At 42.0% G+C, this 15,240-nt stretch carries 9 protein-coding genes; 4 read left to right on the top strand and 5 right to left on the bottom strand.

Going from position 1 to position 15,240, the window contains the following annotated elements:
• Positions 1-57: 57 nt before the first annotated feature.
• Positions 58-837, top strand: a complete 780-nt coding sequence (locus Q0E19_RS00075) for a ZIP family metal transporter (RefSeq protein ID WP_294405892.1) — start codon at positions 58-60, stop codon at positions 835-837.
• 4 nt (positions 838-841) lie between these two features.
• Here the strand turns inward: Q0E19_RS00075 and Q0E19_RS00080 are convergent, their stop codons facing one another.
• The 5 genes from Q0E19_RS00080 to Q0E19_RS00100 all read right to left on the bottom strand — a co-directional run bounded on the left by Q0E19_RS00080 (position 842) and on the right by Q0E19_RS00100 (position 10,295).
• Positions 842-1,225 (bottom strand): DUF5640 domain-containing protein, encoded by a 384-nt coding sequence (locus Q0E19_RS00080; protein WP_294405894.1) that lies wholly within the window; start codon positions 1,223-1,225, stop codon positions 842-844.
• A 95-nt stretch (positions 1,226-1,320) separates the two neighbouring features.
• Entirely contained in the window at positions 1,321-3,246 is a 1,926-nt protein-coding gene (locus Q0E19_RS00085; RefSeq protein ID WP_294405896.1) for an Ig-like domain-containing protein, read from the bottom strand.
• 24 nt (positions 3,247-3,270) lie between these two features.
• Positions 3,271-5,442, bottom strand: coding sequence for a dockerin type I domain-containing protein (locus Q0E19_RS00090; protein ID WP_294405899.1), 2,172 nt, complete (start codon positions 5,440-5,442; stop codon positions 3,271-3,273).
• A 43-nt stretch (positions 5,443-5,485) separates the two neighbouring features.
• Positions 5,486-9,031 (bottom strand): leucine-rich repeat protein, encoded by a 3,546-nt coding sequence (locus tag Q0E19_RS00095; RefSeq protein ID WP_294405902.1) that lies wholly within the window; start codon positions 9,029-9,031, stop codon positions 5,486-5,488.
• Positions 9,032-9,185: 154 nt separating this feature from the next.
• Entirely contained in the window at positions 9,186-10,295 is a 1,110-nt protein-coding gene (locus Q0E19_RS00100) for a site-specific integrase (protein ID WP_294405904.1), read from the bottom strand.
• 466 nt (positions 10,296-10,761) lie between these two features.
• Between Q0E19_RS00100 and metE the strand changes: the two genes are divergently transcribed.
• The 3 genes from metE (at position 10,762) to Q0E19_RS00115 (ending at position 15,008) form a co-directional block, all read left to right on the top strand.
• On the top strand, positions 10,762-13,047 hold the full coding sequence (metE, locus tag Q0E19_RS00105) for a 5-methyltetrahydropteroyltriglutamate--homocysteine S-methyltransferase (RefSeq protein WP_294405906.1): 2,286 nt from the start codon (positions 10,762-10,764) through the stop codon (positions 13,045-13,047).
• Between the two features lie 243 nt (positions 13,048-13,290).
• On the top strand, positions 13,291-13,812 hold the full coding sequence (locus tag Q0E19_RS00110; RefSeq protein WP_294405908.1) for a GtrA family protein: 522 nt from the start codon (positions 13,291-13,293) through the stop codon (positions 13,810-13,812).
• Between the two features lie 296 nt (positions 13,813-14,108).
• Positions 14,109-15,008 (top strand): dockerin, encoded by a 900-nt coding sequence (locus Q0E19_RS00115; protein ID WP_294405910.1) that lies wholly within the window; start codon positions 14,109-14,111, stop codon positions 15,006-15,008.
• Positions 15,009-15,240: the final 232 nt, after the last annotated feature.

Raw genomic sequence — 15,240 nt, forward strand, 5'->3', positions numbered from 1 at the left:
AACTAACCAAATGTAACTTGACTATTCAGTTAAGATAAACAGATAAAAGGAGAAAAAATGAATTATATTATATTAAGAGGTATACTTATACCTTTCATCGGCACATCGCTGGGCGCAGCCTGCGTGTTTTTTATGAAAAAAGATCTGAATTTAATGATAAGACGTGCTTTGACAGGCTTTGCCGCAGGAGTTATGACTGCCGCAAGCGTATGGAGCCTGCTTATCCCTGCTATGGAGCAGTCATCTAAAATGGGGCGGCTTGCGTTTATTCCTGCGGCTGTGGGTTTTCTCACAGGCATATTCTTTCTGCTTGGTCTTGACAGGGTCATTCCTCATCTGCATATGAATTCCGACAAGCCTGAGGGACGAAAAAGCAGTCTTAAAAGGACGACAATGCTTGTTCTTGCGGTGACTTTACATAACATTCCTGAGGGAATGGCTGTCGGTGTAGTTTATGCAGGCTGGGCGGCAGGAAACAGCTCTATTACAGCAACCGGCGCTCTTGCGCTCACTCTCGGCATTGCGATACAGAATTTCCCTGAGGGGGCTATAATCTCAATGCCGCTGAGATCAGAGGGAGAAAGCAAGCCTAAAGCCTTTGTCTACGGAGTCCTTTCTGGAATAGTTGAACCTGTGGGCGCTGCCCTAACCATACTTCTCGCAGGACTTGTTATACCTATCCTGCCTTATCTGCTGAGCTTTGCGGCAGGTGCGATGATATATGTTGTTGTGGAGGAACTTATCCCCGAAATGTCGGAAGAACCCCATTCAAACACAGGCACGATAGTTTTCGCCCTTGGATTTGTGCTGATGATGATATTGGATTGTGCGATGTGAGGGGTCAGCTTTCTTTTGTCAGTTCATATTCGCCGCCTATCGTTCCCTCTCCGCCGACCAATGTCAGCTTATCACCTTTTACGGAAAAATCATAGGTCGCATCATGGACAGCATCATTATCAAAATCTATTCTGAGCTTACTGCCCTTGATCTTAAAGGAATAGCTGTATTCGGTCTTTCCAATGAACATTGCGCCTCTGCCGTCTTTATCAAACTCATACTTTGTGCTTTCATCATATACCCAGACTCCCTCCAGCGGACTTGACCTGCTGTCCTCGCCTGTATCGGAATTATTCCATATCACAACAGCTATGACCGCAGCCAGTATACAAAGTGCTGCGACCACGATCACCTTGCTGCCAAAAATCTTTTTTATCTTGTCTTTCATTTTATCACCTATATTAAGAAAAAGCGACAGCGGTAAAAACCAATGTCGCCTTTTCGTTTCATTAAATTACTTTTTTACTATTATTTAATCACTTATTACTTTTTCTTCTTTGCAACAACAAGTGCGCCGAGTGCCATTACACCTGCTGCCATTGCTGCTGAACCAACACCTGTATTAGGGTTAGCATTTGAAGCATTGCTGTTTTCGCTCTTGCTGCTTGATGCATTAGAAGATGATGCTGCACTGCTCTTGTTGTCAGAACTTGATGTGCTTGTGCTTGAATTATCAGAAGTGCTGCTGTCGCTGCCGTAAGCCTTTATAACTACATCAGCCGCAGTTATCTCATAAAGGCCTTCAGCGTCCTTATAGAGCTTTCCGCAGTTCTCACAGGTGTAGTATTCGATATTTCCGTCCTCGGTGGCTGTTGCAGCCTTTGCCTCTACCTTCTTGATGATATGTTCATGATCCAGCTTTTCGATGACCTTGCCGTCTGCGATCTTTTCACCGCAGCCAAGACAATATGTATCTCCTGTGTAACCCTCAGATGTGGTAGTTGCAGCAACTGCATCTCTGATCTCTGTCTTTCCGTCATGGTTATCAGGATCAAGCTCGCCGTATTCAACTCCGCATACTGCACAAACTGCCTTTGAGTGACAAGTTGCTGTACCGCCCTCATGTGCGGATTTATCAATTATGTTGCCGCAGCCGAATGTACACTCTTTCCAATGGCTCTCGCTGTCTGTTGACCATACATCAGAAGGTGTATGTCCGCCGACAGGGATAACTTCGCCCTTGATTATTACTGCATTACAGTCTGTGCATACTGTATCGCCTGTGTATCCCTCTTCCTGACAAGTAGCCTCTTTCTGACCAACTATCTTAACGTTGCCAGAATGGTTGTCAGGGTCTACTTCGCCATATTCAAAGGTTTCTGTGCCTGCTGCGCCGCAAACCTCACAGCTGTAATAGTAAACTGCTTTATGAGTGCAGTCTGCTTCTGTGCTGAGGTACTTTGTATCAGTATTTTCAGCTGTAAACTTGTGATCTGCAAGTTCACCGTATTCGTTGCCGCAAACCTCGCAAACTGCCTTTTCTGTACAAGTTGCTTTGCCGCCCTTATGCTTTGCAAGCGGAAGTGACTCGTTTTCAGGTGTAGTTTCAGTTACGCCATTCTCATCCTTGAAATACTTTCCGCAATCTTCGCAAACATAATATTCATTGTTGCCCTTCTTCGTGCAGGTAGATGCCTTAGCGGCGATCTTCTTCATGGTATGTACATGAGGTATATCTACCGTAACTGTACAATCAGCAGTTTTTCCGCCGTCCTCAGTCTTAGCTGTGATAACGGCTGTTCCGTTTGCAACTGCTGTGACCTTACCGTTTACATCTACAACAGCAACCGACGGATCGCTGCTGATGAATGAAACATTTTTATTTGTCGCATTCGCAGGTGTTACGCTTGGAACTAATGTAAAGCTTTCGCCCTCAGCTTTCAGAGTTTTCTCAGCAGGTGAAACTGTTATCCCCTCTACTGATACCACAGTTGTTTCAACTGTTACCCAGCCGTCAACAGTAGAAAAATCAACGTTGTCGAAAGATGTGTTGAAAACATCATCCTCATCATATGATAAGCTTATAGGGTATGTACCAGCCTCAGCGTCGTCATTGATAGTGAATGTAAGCTCGGCAAGCGTTCCGTTCGTGGTATTATCTCCGTGAATAGCGTCGCCCCATGAAATAGTAAATGGATCTTTGTTGAGCGGACCAAAAGTCGCTGCCTCAAAATCCTTTACGCTTGCGTTTTTCAGCGTAAGCGCCTCAGAATCATATTCTGCCTTAACGAGGCAGGAGATAATTCCGGGGTTGTTTGAGATATCGATCGATATGGTCACTTCTTCTCCTGCTTTGCCCTTTGCATTTGAAACAGAAAAGCTAGGCTCTCCCTCTGCAAATACAGGCAATGCACAACTGTTTGCCAGCAGCAATGACGCTGTCATTACCGCCGATAATGTTTTTTTCATTTCGTTCATCCTCCATATATTGATTTATTTGAGTACAACATCCCAGCCGTTAAGATACTGCTGAAGTAATGCGTAATCTTTCATATTTATTTTGCCGTCCTTGTTTACATCGGCTGCGCTTTCTTCTATTGCTACGTCCCAGTTATTGAGATAACGCTGGAGCTGAGCATAATCCTTCATATTCACCTTTCCGTCACCGTTTATATCACCTGGTATAGCTGATGAAACAGTTACAGAACCATTTACAGTAGTAAACTCTACGTTCTTGAAGTTCTCATCAAAGATCTCTTCCTTGTCATAAGAAACTGTTATAGGGTAATTTCCCTCAGGAGCATCATCCTTCACCTTAAAGGTGAGTTCTGCCAGAATACCGTTGGTGCTGTTGTTTCCGTGTATAGAGTCACTCCACAGGATAGTGAAAGGATCTTTATTTGTAGGACCGAAGGTCACGTCCTCAAAGCTGCCTGCCGAGGCGCTTTCCAGAGTAAGCACATCTGAATCATATTCTGCATTAAGTCTTATACTGATTATTCCGGGGTTGTTTTCAAGATAGATCTGTACCTTTATGCTATCGCCTGCGGCACAGGTCCTTGAAGCGACCTTTATCTGCGGAGCAGTTGATACATAATCGGTATAATTATCCTTATAGCTGTCACCGCAGACTGAGCAGGTATGCAGGGTATAACCCTTTGCGTCAGCTGTTGCCGCTACGACCTTTGTTGTATAGCTGTGCTGTGTTTTGCTTACCTTTGCAGTTTCAGCAGCACCGCAGATACTGCAGGTTCTTGTCTTTATACCTTCCTGAGTACAGGTCGCAGGTGTTGTTACTTTCCATTCAGAAAAACTGTGGGTGCATTCCTTGAGCTTATATCTGATCTTTACTGAACTTGCTCCCGAATCCTTCGATGTTACCCAGCCGCTGTTTTTAGTATACTTGTTTGATACTACCTTGACTCTGTCCTGATATGTATTTTCTTTATACCATGCTCTTGATCTTGCTGAATGAGAACCATATGTACCGTCACAAGTAACGTTAGTCGCACAATAGATCTGATTTCCGCCCGGCCAATTAATAAAGTAATACGGATGTCCGTTATCATCGCCGAGATATGTCGAAACTACTCTGTCTGCGGCTATCCAGTCATAATGAACAAAATTTCCCGACTGCTCATAATTTGCCTCGTTGCCTGCTTTCGGACCGCAGAAGTGGTAATAGATAGAGCTTACAAGTATTCTTGAATCAGATGTTGTAAGGTCATAAGCACTTTTATACTGACTGCCTGAATTCTGCCATTCGGTCTTTACTGTGCCTGCATTCGTCCAGTCTGAGCCAGGCGAAGTAGTCTGTATCTTTTCATAATAGTTGTTGTACTGTATCGTATACTTATCGGAAGAAATTCCTGTCGGCAGATTATCGCAGTAATACCAGCCGTCATCATTTTTCTTCGGCGGATCAACATATGTGTCCTTATAGCTGTTTCCGCAGACTGAACAGGTATGAATAGTATAGCCCTTTTCAGTTGTTGTCGGTGCAACAACTTTATTTACATATGAATGTCCTTTTGCAGGTATAGTTTCTGTATAAGAACTACCGCAGGAGCAGGTATATGTTCTTACACCTGCCGCTGTACAAGTCGGCTGTGTTGTAACAGCTGATGAATAGCTGTGTGTATGAGCCGATGTATAGATGTAGCTCTCTTTTTCAGGGTCTATACCACTTTCATACCAATACTTGCCGTATGAAATACCAAAATGCAGGTGATTTCCTGTCGAGTTTCCAGTAGTTCCGACCTTTCCTATTTTTTGTCCTGCACTTACATATGCACCGTAATGCACCTCGCTCGGCACACTGTTTGCCTGCATATGGGCGTACTGATAAACTCTGCCGTCATCACCGTTGATTACCAGTCCAGTACCAAATCCGTGACAATCATTCTCATACGGGTAATGCTGATCGGGACAAAGATAGATCGTAACGACAGTGCCGCCGCAAGCAGCGATAACATCTGCTCCGCCGATAGAGCCGTCGCTTATATCTATCGCATTTCCATTATGCATACCCTGACTCAGTCTTGTATGACCCGGAACAGGCCAGTATATCGAACCCGCTGCGTCAGCTGTGATACCTGACATAGCTGCTGATGTACTCAGTGCCATTATCAAACCGGTGACAAGACTCAACAATCGTTTTTTCATAAAACCAACCTCCTATATTATTTTTTTAGTTAAGCGCTTATACTTATTTCAGTACAACGTCCCAGCCGTTTAGATACTGCTGAAGCAAAGCGTAATCCTTCATATTTACCTTGCCGTCGCCGTTTACATCTGCTGCGTCCTCAGCAATGCTTACGTCCCAGCCGTTTAGATACTGCTGGAGCAGGGCAAGATCCTTCATATTTACCTTTCCGTCACCGCTGGTGTCGCCCGAAACGGCCTCTTCCGATTTGGCAACAAAGGTTATTCCCTTTTCCTCCGCATAGGTCTGCGGATATGTGTCTGCATATCCGATAAAGGTCATCTTTCTCGGATATGAAAAAGCGTCGGACGCGATCTCGGTCACATTCTTGCCAATGTCAACTTCTTTAAGTGAAGTATTCTCGCCGAATGCCTTGCTGCCGATATTTTTTACAGAGGCAGGAAGCTTTACATTTGTAAGCTCATAGCAATATCTGAATGCCTCAGACGGGATAGTTTCCAGCTTTCTGCCGAGAGTCAGACTTTCAAGTGATTCGCAGCCTGAAAATGCGCCCGTACCGATCTTTTTCACGCTGTCGGGGATAACAGCGTTTTTAGCTGAACTGCAATTTTTAAATGCTTCGCTGCCCACTTCTTTCACCTTGCTTGGCAGTATGATATCTGTCAGCGAAGTACAGTCATAGAAAGCTGAACCTTCAATGAGTTCCAACGGCTTGCTCCACTCAACGGTTTTAAGAGATTTACAGCCATAGAACGCTTCTCCTCTGATGTACTGCACAGAGGACGGCAGCTTTATGCTTTCAAGAGATGAACAGTTGTAGAATGTTCCATAATTAATGTTGATCCTGCCCTCAGGAAGTACCGCTGATCTCAATGATGTACAGTTTTTAAATATATCTGTGTACATATCGGTAACAGATGAAGGAACTACTATATCCAATAGATTAATACAATCTCTAAAAGCACAAGTTCCTATTACTACCATCGTACTAGGTATCGTTATATTAACCAAGCCTGTACACTTATCGAATAAATATGGTGCAATATTAGTTGTACCTTCTTCAAAATTCACGTTGCTCAAATTAATGCAATTACTAAAAGGTCCTGACGATCCATCAGTATTTTTTAAGCCTTTCGGAATTGTAATACTTGTTAAACTCTCACAATTAGCAAATGCATTTCCGCCTATTGTTGTAAGAGCTTTAGGTAAATTCACCTGTGACAAACTAGTACAATTTTCAAATGCGCTACCATATATAGCCTCTATCGTATCAGGTATATATATGCTTTTCAATTTTTTACAATCTACAAAAACTCTATTTTTAATAAGAGTCAATGAATCCGAAAGTACTACGCTTTCCAAATTCCCACAACCATAGAATGTACCTACGCCCATATCAGTTACGGTATCAGGTATAACTATACTCTTTAATCCATAACAATCCTGAAAAAGAAAATCTTCAATAAAAACCGTTCCTTTTGCAAATGTAACATTCTCTAAATTATCGCAATCTGAAAAAGGTCCCGTCCAATATCCACCGATTCCACTTAAACCTGTATCTCTCAATGTTTTTGGAATCTCTATGCTGGTAATACTATCACAGTTGTTAAACGCTCTTACATCTAAAAACACTAATTTGGGGGACAACTTCACATCAGCGAGTGACAAACAATCTTCAAATGCTTCTCTACCTATTGAGGTCACAGAATCAGGAAAACTTACAGCTTTTAAATTCTTGCATTGCCTAAATGCGCCAGCCTCCACAGTGGTTACAGTATCAGGTATCGACACATTTTCCAATCCTGTGCAATATTGGAATAAGTACGCAACAATAGTTGTTGTTCCATTTTCAAACGTTGCCGTTTTTAGATTATCACATTCTGCAAAAGCACCTGTTATTGACTGTGCAAACTCATTTGTATTAGTATTTTCTAATTTTTTAGGTATTAGTATAGAACTTAACTTTTTACAGTTAGCGAAAGCTCTATTATTTAGTATTTTTAAATTATCAGATAAATCTACCTTGGTTAAATTGCTGCAATTTTCAAACGCAGCATAACCGATCTCAGTTATACTGTCAGCCATTGAAACTGACTTTATTATATTGTTTTCCTCAAATGCCTCTTTACCGATTCCAACGACTTTATATCCGTCAATGGTTTCAGGGATAGTTATATCCGAAACATTTCCGCTCCAGCCTGTGATTATTGCGGCTGTGCTGTCATTTTCAAGGGTCTCATACTCAAAAATGCTGTAAGGTTCAACATTTTTTCCGCCGCCCATGCCGTCATTATAAGCTATCGGGTCTGAATAATACGAATTGTAATCATCATTCCAAGGCAGGAACTTTTCGATTTCAAGACCTCTTGTACAAGTTCTTACCTCAGCGCCGTCCTCCCAATGGTGATATTCTTTCAGAGGGCTGTTGCGCTCATTGTATATTTCCCATGTCTTTCCGAATTTCTTTTTTACAGCGCCTAAAGTGAATTCCGCCTGCGCACCGCAGTTAGCATAAAGATATTTTGACAAAGTAATACAGTCTACCGGCTTTTGTCCGTCAAAATAAAGTTTTTCAGCCTTTGTGAAGTTCAAGCCTGCGCCTGCCCATACTTTACCGCTGAAACAAGGCAGCTTTATACTGAACCCCGCTGTTATGCCTGTCATAAGATTTACACGGGTTTCGGACGTAACTCCCTTATTATCAAGTTTGCCGTATGTCTGTATACTGCTTCCCTTGTAATATTTCATACCGGTTTCAAAACTGCCGTTCCAAGAAACCGTGAATTTTCCTTCGCAGGCTATATTGACATAAAGTCCTGCATAGCCCAGTCCGGGTATCTCACCGCCGCCAAGGAATACTTTATATCCGTCGCCTGAGGTAAGATCAGCGCTCAGCGACGCACTCAGGTCAATATCTCCTGTGATAGAAATATCAGCCTTTGTGTCTGAAATATCCTGATGAAGCTGGAGATTTGATATTCCCGCTGTAACATTTACTGTGACAGCATCGCCCAGCTGAACTTTTTTGTTTGCTATTGTGATCGAGTCCGCAATGCCGGTACTTGACGCACCGCTGTTTTCAACAGAAACTATTTCAAATCCCTCTGCAGGCTGGAAGTATGAAAGATCAAGATCTGTGTCTTCATAAACGTCCATACTTGTTATTGCTTCGGACGTATCGGCGTCTGAAACAGATATTGATGTTACATCTCCGCTTTTATCAACATCTTCCGCCACATAGACCGACGGTACACCAGCCTCAAATACCGCAAAGGTATCGCCCTCAGAAATGACCTCAGGGCAGTCTGTTATCGTGACTACATCATCAGTCACAGACAACTGTGTATCCTCAGGTATCTGAACAACATCATCTGCAAACTCATATGTACTGTGATATTCCCTGTCAGATCCTGACTGGTTTTCTTCTGATTCTTCTTCCATACTCTCAACTTCGATGAGAGATGTATCTTCCGCAGTTTCTGCGCTGGCTGTAAATGTTTTTCCATTCAGACAGCTACCTGCCGGCAAAGCGGCATCAAACAATATTGCAACAGCTGCGATCAGCGACAAAAAGCGCTTGTTTTTCATACATATCCCCCTTAATTCAGAATAAATTATAATTATGCATTTTATTCTGTCTTATATTATATCACTATAAGAAAACTCGTCCGTTTTCCCTTTGAAATCGGTGTGTTTTTCAGTTTAATGACCATAATTCTGACCATAAACAGCAGAAAAAAAGCTATACGCAGGCATAAAGTTTTTCAAGCTGTTTCCTCTTCATATCCATACTGGAATGTACATATCTGTCCAAAGTTATCTTGACGCTGGAATGGCCAAGTATCTCGCTGACGGTCTTTACATCTATACCCAGCCTTATACACTCTGTCGCAAATGTATGGCGCAGGACATGAAAATTTTTATACGGAACATCTATGCTCTTTAAAAAAGCCTTGTATTTCGTCTGATACGATCTCGGTTCTATATACCGCTTTGCGCCTGTCAGAAAATAACACTCTGGCTTTATACGAACCTTTGATTTTTTCAGTTCATTCATAATAAACGGCGGTATAGGTATATCACGGATAGATTTTGCGCTTTTCGGAGCTTCTATTATTACAATGGTCTTTGGACTTTCATTATTCGGATTTTTTATCCGCTGGAGCGTTTTTCTTACATGAATAACGCTTTCGTTCACATCAATGTTTTCCCATTTCAACGCACATATTTCACCTATGCGAAGTCCCGTATAAAGGCATAACAGTATGCCCAGCTTTATATGGTCACTGCATAATGCACTTTTATATATTTTCTCCATCTCCTCATTTGAAAACACCTCTATTTCCCTATATTCCGATTTGGGGAGAGATATATTTTCGGCTGGGTTTTCCAGTCCGTATTCTGACTTTGCGTAGGCGAATACAGATCTTATTATCATAAAAACAGCCTGTACACTTTTCGGCGACAGAGGTCTGCCGTTTTCTCCTCCGCCGTTAAGAAGATACGTCATATGACTGCTCAGCATATTTGACGTTATTCTCTCAGCAGGCATATTATCAAATGCTGCTGAGATATGATTTTTGTACATTGTCCTGTAAGTCACATAGGTGGAAAGCTTTATACTGTTTTTACGGTTTTCAAGCCACAGATGAAATAATTCAGACATTGTGACCGGATTGCTCCTCGGAAGCATATCTGCTTTTGCCAGCTGTAATTTCTGCGAACATTCAAGATAACTTCTGGCATAAACAGATAAATATTTCGTTTTTCCATTATTCTTAAAGCCGCACATATATCTCCCCTCCCAGCGGCCGTCCTTGCGTTTAAATATGTTTTCTCCTCGTCTTGACATAGCGATACCTCCTGTTAAGAATATATTTTTATAGTGTACACTATCCTGACAAGAAATCCGACCATAAATAGCGGGATTAAAGCGCCAGCATAGGTGTATGTTTTAAATTATAGGATATTTTATATAAAATCACTTAACTAAACCAGTCATTTTGTACAAAAAGGATAATATTTTTTGTCAGTTTTAGTTAATCTGAGAATTGATATTTACATCTTATAGTGATATATTATATGACAATATAGGATAATTCTTCGTTTTTTGTGAAAACCTAACTTAATTTTAAGATAAAGGCGGATATGCCGAAAAATATGGGATTTGCGATATATTTTTACCCTTAGCCATAGTCCCAGCCTATATATTGCTAACAAATTTAAGTATTTTACAAGCTGCCGATATTAGGATATAATATACTCATAACCTACTGAATTAATATGATTAATTTCATAAAAAGAAAGGAAATGAGAAAATGAAAACTTCTATTATCGGTTATCCCCGTATCGGTTCGCTGAGAGAGCTGAAATTTGCAGAGGAAAAATATTTCAGAGGAGAGATCTCTGCTGAGGAGCTTGAATACACAGCTAAGGCTCTGAGAAAAGAAAATCTTGATGTACAGACCGCTTCGGGACTTGATCTTATTCCGTCAAACGACTTTTCATTCTATGACGGTATGCTTGATACTGCTGTTCTGCTGGGAGCAGTTCCTGAAAGATACAGCAAACTTGGTCTGAGCCAGCTTGACCTTTACTTTGCTATGGCGAGAGGATATCAGGGCGAAAAGGGCGACGTAAAGGCTCTTGCTATGAAAAAATGGTTCAATACAAACTATCACTACATGGTTCCTGAGATAGACGATGATACAAAGATCGCTCTTGCAGGCGGAAATTCAGCCAAGCCTTTTGCGCTCTTTGCTGAGGCTCTTGAAAACGGAGTGAAAACAAAGCCTGTTATTATCGGCGCATATACATTCCTTAAGCTTGCAAGATACACAGGCAGCAGATCTGCCGCAGATTTTGCAGATGACGCTGCAAAGGCATATTCCGACATACTCAAAAAGCTCGGACAGGCGGGAGCAGAATGGGTTCAGTTTGACGAACCTTGCCTTGTAAAGGATATGGCAGCGGAGGATATCGCTCTGTTTGAAAAGATCTACAAGGCTGTACTTTCTGACAAGCACGGCGTAAAGGTCATCGTTCAGACTTATTTCGGCGACATAAGAGATTGCTTTGAGCAGGTATGCGCACTTGATCTTGACGGCATAGGCATAGATCTTGTGGAGGACAAAAAGTCAGCAGAACTTATTGCCAAATACGGCATACCAAAGGACAAGGTGCTTTTCGCAGGCGTTGTAAACGGCAAGAACATCTGGAAAAACAACTATGCGAAAACTCTCGATATCATCTCACAGATCAAGGATCACTGCGGTGAGATAGTTATTTCATCGTCCTGCTCACTTCTCCACGTTCCATACACACTCAGACACGAGCAGAAACTTTCTGACGAACACAGAAGTCACTTCGCTTACGCAGAGGAAAAGCTGACGGAGCTTGCAGAGCTTAAAAAGATACTGGATTCAGACAATGCCGCAGATTCTGAGGAATTAAAGAAGAATATAAAACTGTTCAGTCAGCCTAGAAGCGGTGCTGATCCGCAGGTTCAGAAAAAGGTAGCTGCACTCAGCGAAAAGGACTTTGTAAGACTGCCTGAATTTGCTCAGCGTGAAAAAATACAGAAGGAAAGATTTTCTCTCCCTCTTCTGCCGACCACAACTATCGGTTCTTTCCCTCAGACGGCAGAGATAAGAAAGACCCGTGCGCAGTTCCGCAAGGGCGATATCTTTCAGGAGGCTTATGACAAGTTCATTGGCGAAAAGATAACAGACTGCATAAGACTTCAGGAAAAGATAGGTCTTGACGTTCTAGTTCACGGAGAATTTGAGCGCAACGACATGGTAGAATATTTCGGCGAGTGCCTTGACGGTTATATCTTTACAGAAAAAGCATGGGTACAGTCATACGGCACAAGATGCGTAAAGCCGCCTGTTGTATGGGGAGATATCTCCAGAGCAAAGCCTATGACTGTAAAGTGGTCTGTTTTCGCTCAGAGCCTTACAGACAAGCCTGTAAAGGGTATGCTTACTGGTCCTGTGACTATACTCAACTGGTCTTTCCCAAGAGAGGATATATCACTTAAAGAAAGCGCATTCCAGATAGCTCTTGCTATCCGTGAAGAGGTGCTTGACCTTGAAGCAAACGGTATAAAGATAATTCAGGTAGACGAGGCTGCCCTCCGTGAAAAGCTGCCGCTGAGAAAGTCTGACTGGCACAGCGAGTATCTTGACTGGGCAATACCTGCATTCAGACTTGTTCACAGCGGTGCAAAGCCTGAAACACAGCTGCATACTCATATGTGTTACAGCGAATTTTCTGATATTATCAGAGATATTGACGATATGGACGCAGACGTTATAACATTCGAGGCTTCACGTTCAGATCTTACTATCCTCAATGTGCTTAAAGAGAATAATTTCCGCACAGAGGTTGGTCCGGGAGTATATGATATCCACTCGCCAAGAATACCATCCGCAGAAGAAATAGAGAGTGCGGCAGAAAAAATGCTGGAAAACGTTCCTGCGTCAAAGCTGTGGATAAACCCTGACTGCGGTCTTAAAACAAGAGGAGAAAAGGAAACTGTACCGAGCCTTGAGAACATGGTAGCAGCTGCAAAGAACATCAGAAACAGAGTAAAAGCATAAAGGCATAAACTTACAAAACGGATAAGGGAGCAGCATCAAACTGCTCCCTTTCTTGATGTTCAAAGCTTATGAAAAGTTAAAATTATCGCAGTATGTGACGGCGAAAAGGCGGTAAATTCAGCATAAAGCCGCTTTCAAAAACTTATGTTGACTTATTCGGACAAATACTGTATAATATATAGCGTTGTTTAAATATATACATTATTATAAAAGATAAAAAGAACAGGAGATCTGAGGAACATCATGGAAAACAGCGGAACAAAAGAGATTAGTCAAAGCACAGAAAAGAAAGACATATTTGACAAAATAATGGACTGGGGATTTTTAAAGATCTTTCAGCCGTTTTACAAGAAAAACAAGGAAATGCTCCTTTACCTCTTTTTCGGAGTGCTTACCACAGCGGTAAGCTTTTTGACGGCAGGACTTTCAAAAATGCTGCTGGAAGGACTGGGCAGTTCAAAGGACATCGTTTCCACAGTCAGCACAGTAATTTCGTGGATATGCGCAGTAACTTTTGCCTACGTCACAAACCGCATATGGGTATTTGACTCAAATGCAAAAGGCTTAAAAAGCATTGCCACCGAGGCAGCCTCATTCTACGGCGGACGTCTTTTCACACTTTTTGTTGAGATGCTCATGATGTGGGTAGGCTATTCACTTATGCAGATAAACTACTGGATCGCTAAGATCGTGGCGAACGTGGTCGTTCTGATACTCAACTACGTTATAAGCAAGCTTTTCGTTTTCCGAAAGAAAAAGGACTGAAACGCTGAGATTTTTCGTTAATATTTTCGTATTCCACAGCCTTGCAGGGTATGCTCTGCAAGGCTGTCTTTTGTGCAATATGCTTAAATAAGCGAATAAATTAATATTTTTTCACTTGTTTTTGTGCATTGTAAACGATTTATCTTTGTGCGATTTGTATAATTAGCACCTTGAAAAAAATACGAAAATTTTGTATTATATATTATAGTGATTAGAGTATACGCAGTTTTACATATTTTCAAGATCTATGTATCTGCGGCTGCTGACACCTATTTTTATGTATGGAGGTTATTACAATGAATTTTAAGAAGATCTTTGCTATGGCTGCAGCTCTTTGCATGACAGCAACTGTATTCGCTTCATGCGGCGATTCTTCAAGCAGCTCTTCAGAGGCGGCAACAACTACAACTACAACAACTGCTGAGACTACAACTACTGCTGCAACAGAGGCTCCTGTTGAGTCTGCTGCTGACAGCTCAGCTGATTCAAATGCAAACGGTGCAAGCGATGAACCTTACATCGACGAGGTAACAGGACTTGAGTGCCAGATCCCTTCTGCTGATTACACACCTGTAACAGAGTTCGAGGGTTATGACGCATACCTCATGTTCGCTGACAAGGACTGGATGTGGAGCAACTTCAGCGGTCAGGGATTCCCTGCTGACGACAGAGATGCCGGCGCTTACGGCGTTGACGCTGACGTAACTGCTGACGGTGAGTACACAGTTGCTATCACAGCTGACTCTATCGGTGCAACAGACCCGATCAACAACTCAACTAACCCACAGGTCGTCTGGGACGGCAACTATGTTCTTCCTGCAAGCGGAGCAGTTGTATTCTGCGTTGATATCACAGGTATCTGCGACGGTACAATGAACGCTAAGGGCGAGGCTATCGAAAAGAACCAGCTCAAGGAAGGCGACGATGCTAACACAAACAAGTACACAATGGGTAAGTACACAGGTCAGGATGTAAAGGTTGAAGTTACATCTATCAAGGCTGACGGCGAAGAGATCGAATTCGACGCTTCTAAGTTCGTTTACGGAAACATTGAGGACAACAACAACTGTTACAGAATCGAGATCTACAACGATTACGGCGACACAGCTAAGGATCCTGGAATCGACAAGAATGCACTTATGTTCGCTAAGAGCCTCGAAGTTACATTCAAGATCGAAGGTCTTACAAACGAATAATCTATTTTAAGAATAGTATTATCAAAGTTATATTACGGGACAGGTCTAAAAAGATCTGTCCCGTTTTTTTGCAGGAATATAAAAGCAGAGATTTAGCCGTTTTGACAAAGCATTATTAAAAATGCCCATATTGTACATATTTTTATTGCCTGCTTAGTGTAAAATACAGATTTTTTGCAGGAATAGCATTTTACACTTGCAAAAAACAAAGAAATGGAGTACAATACTATAT

The sequence above is a fragment of the uncultured Ruminococcus sp. genome, assembly GCF_934476685.1.
Taxonomy (GTDB): Bacteria; Bacillota; Clostridia; order Oscillospirales; family Ruminococcaceae; genus Hominimerdicola.

What these genes read in the sequence shown, in the direction of transcription:
- Q0E19_RS00100 (WP_294405904.1), bottom strand. Translation starts at nt 10,295, where the DNA reads ATGTCAAGACGAGGAGAAAACATATTTAAACGCAAGGACGGCCGCTGG.
- Q0E19_RS00090 (WP_294405899.1), bottom strand. Translation starts at nt 5,442, where the DNA reads ATGAAAAAACGATTGTTGAGTCTTGTCACCGGTTTGATAATGGCACTG.
- Q0E19_RS00080 (WP_294405894.1), bottom strand. Translation starts at nt 1,225, where the DNA reads ATGAAAGACAAGATAAAAAAGATTTTTGGCAGCAAGGTGATCGTGGTC.
- Q0E19_RS00075 (WP_294405892.1), top strand. Translation starts at nt 58, where the DNA reads ATGAATTATATTATATTAAGAGGTATACTTATACCTTTCATCGGCACA.
- metE (WP_294405906.1), top strand. Translation starts at nt 10,762, where the DNA reads ATGAAAACTTCTATTATCGGTTATCCCCGTATCGGTTCGCTGAGAGAG.
- Q0E19_RS00115 (WP_294405910.1), top strand. Translation starts at nt 14,109, where the DNA reads ATGAATTTTAAGAAGATCTTTGCTATGGCTGCAGCTCTTTGCATGACA.
- Q0E19_RS00095 (WP_294405902.1), bottom strand. Translation starts at nt 9,031, where the DNA reads ATGAAAAACAAGCGCTTTTTGTCGCTGATCGCAGCTGTTGCAATATTG.
- Q0E19_RS00110 (WP_294405908.1), top strand. Translation starts at nt 13,291, where the DNA reads ATGGAAAACAGCGGAACAAAAGAGATTAGTCAAAGCACAGAAAAGAAA.
- Q0E19_RS00085 (WP_294405896.1), bottom strand. Translation starts at nt 3,246, where the DNA reads ATGAAAAAAACATTATCGGCGGTAATGACAGCGTCATTGCTGCTGGCA.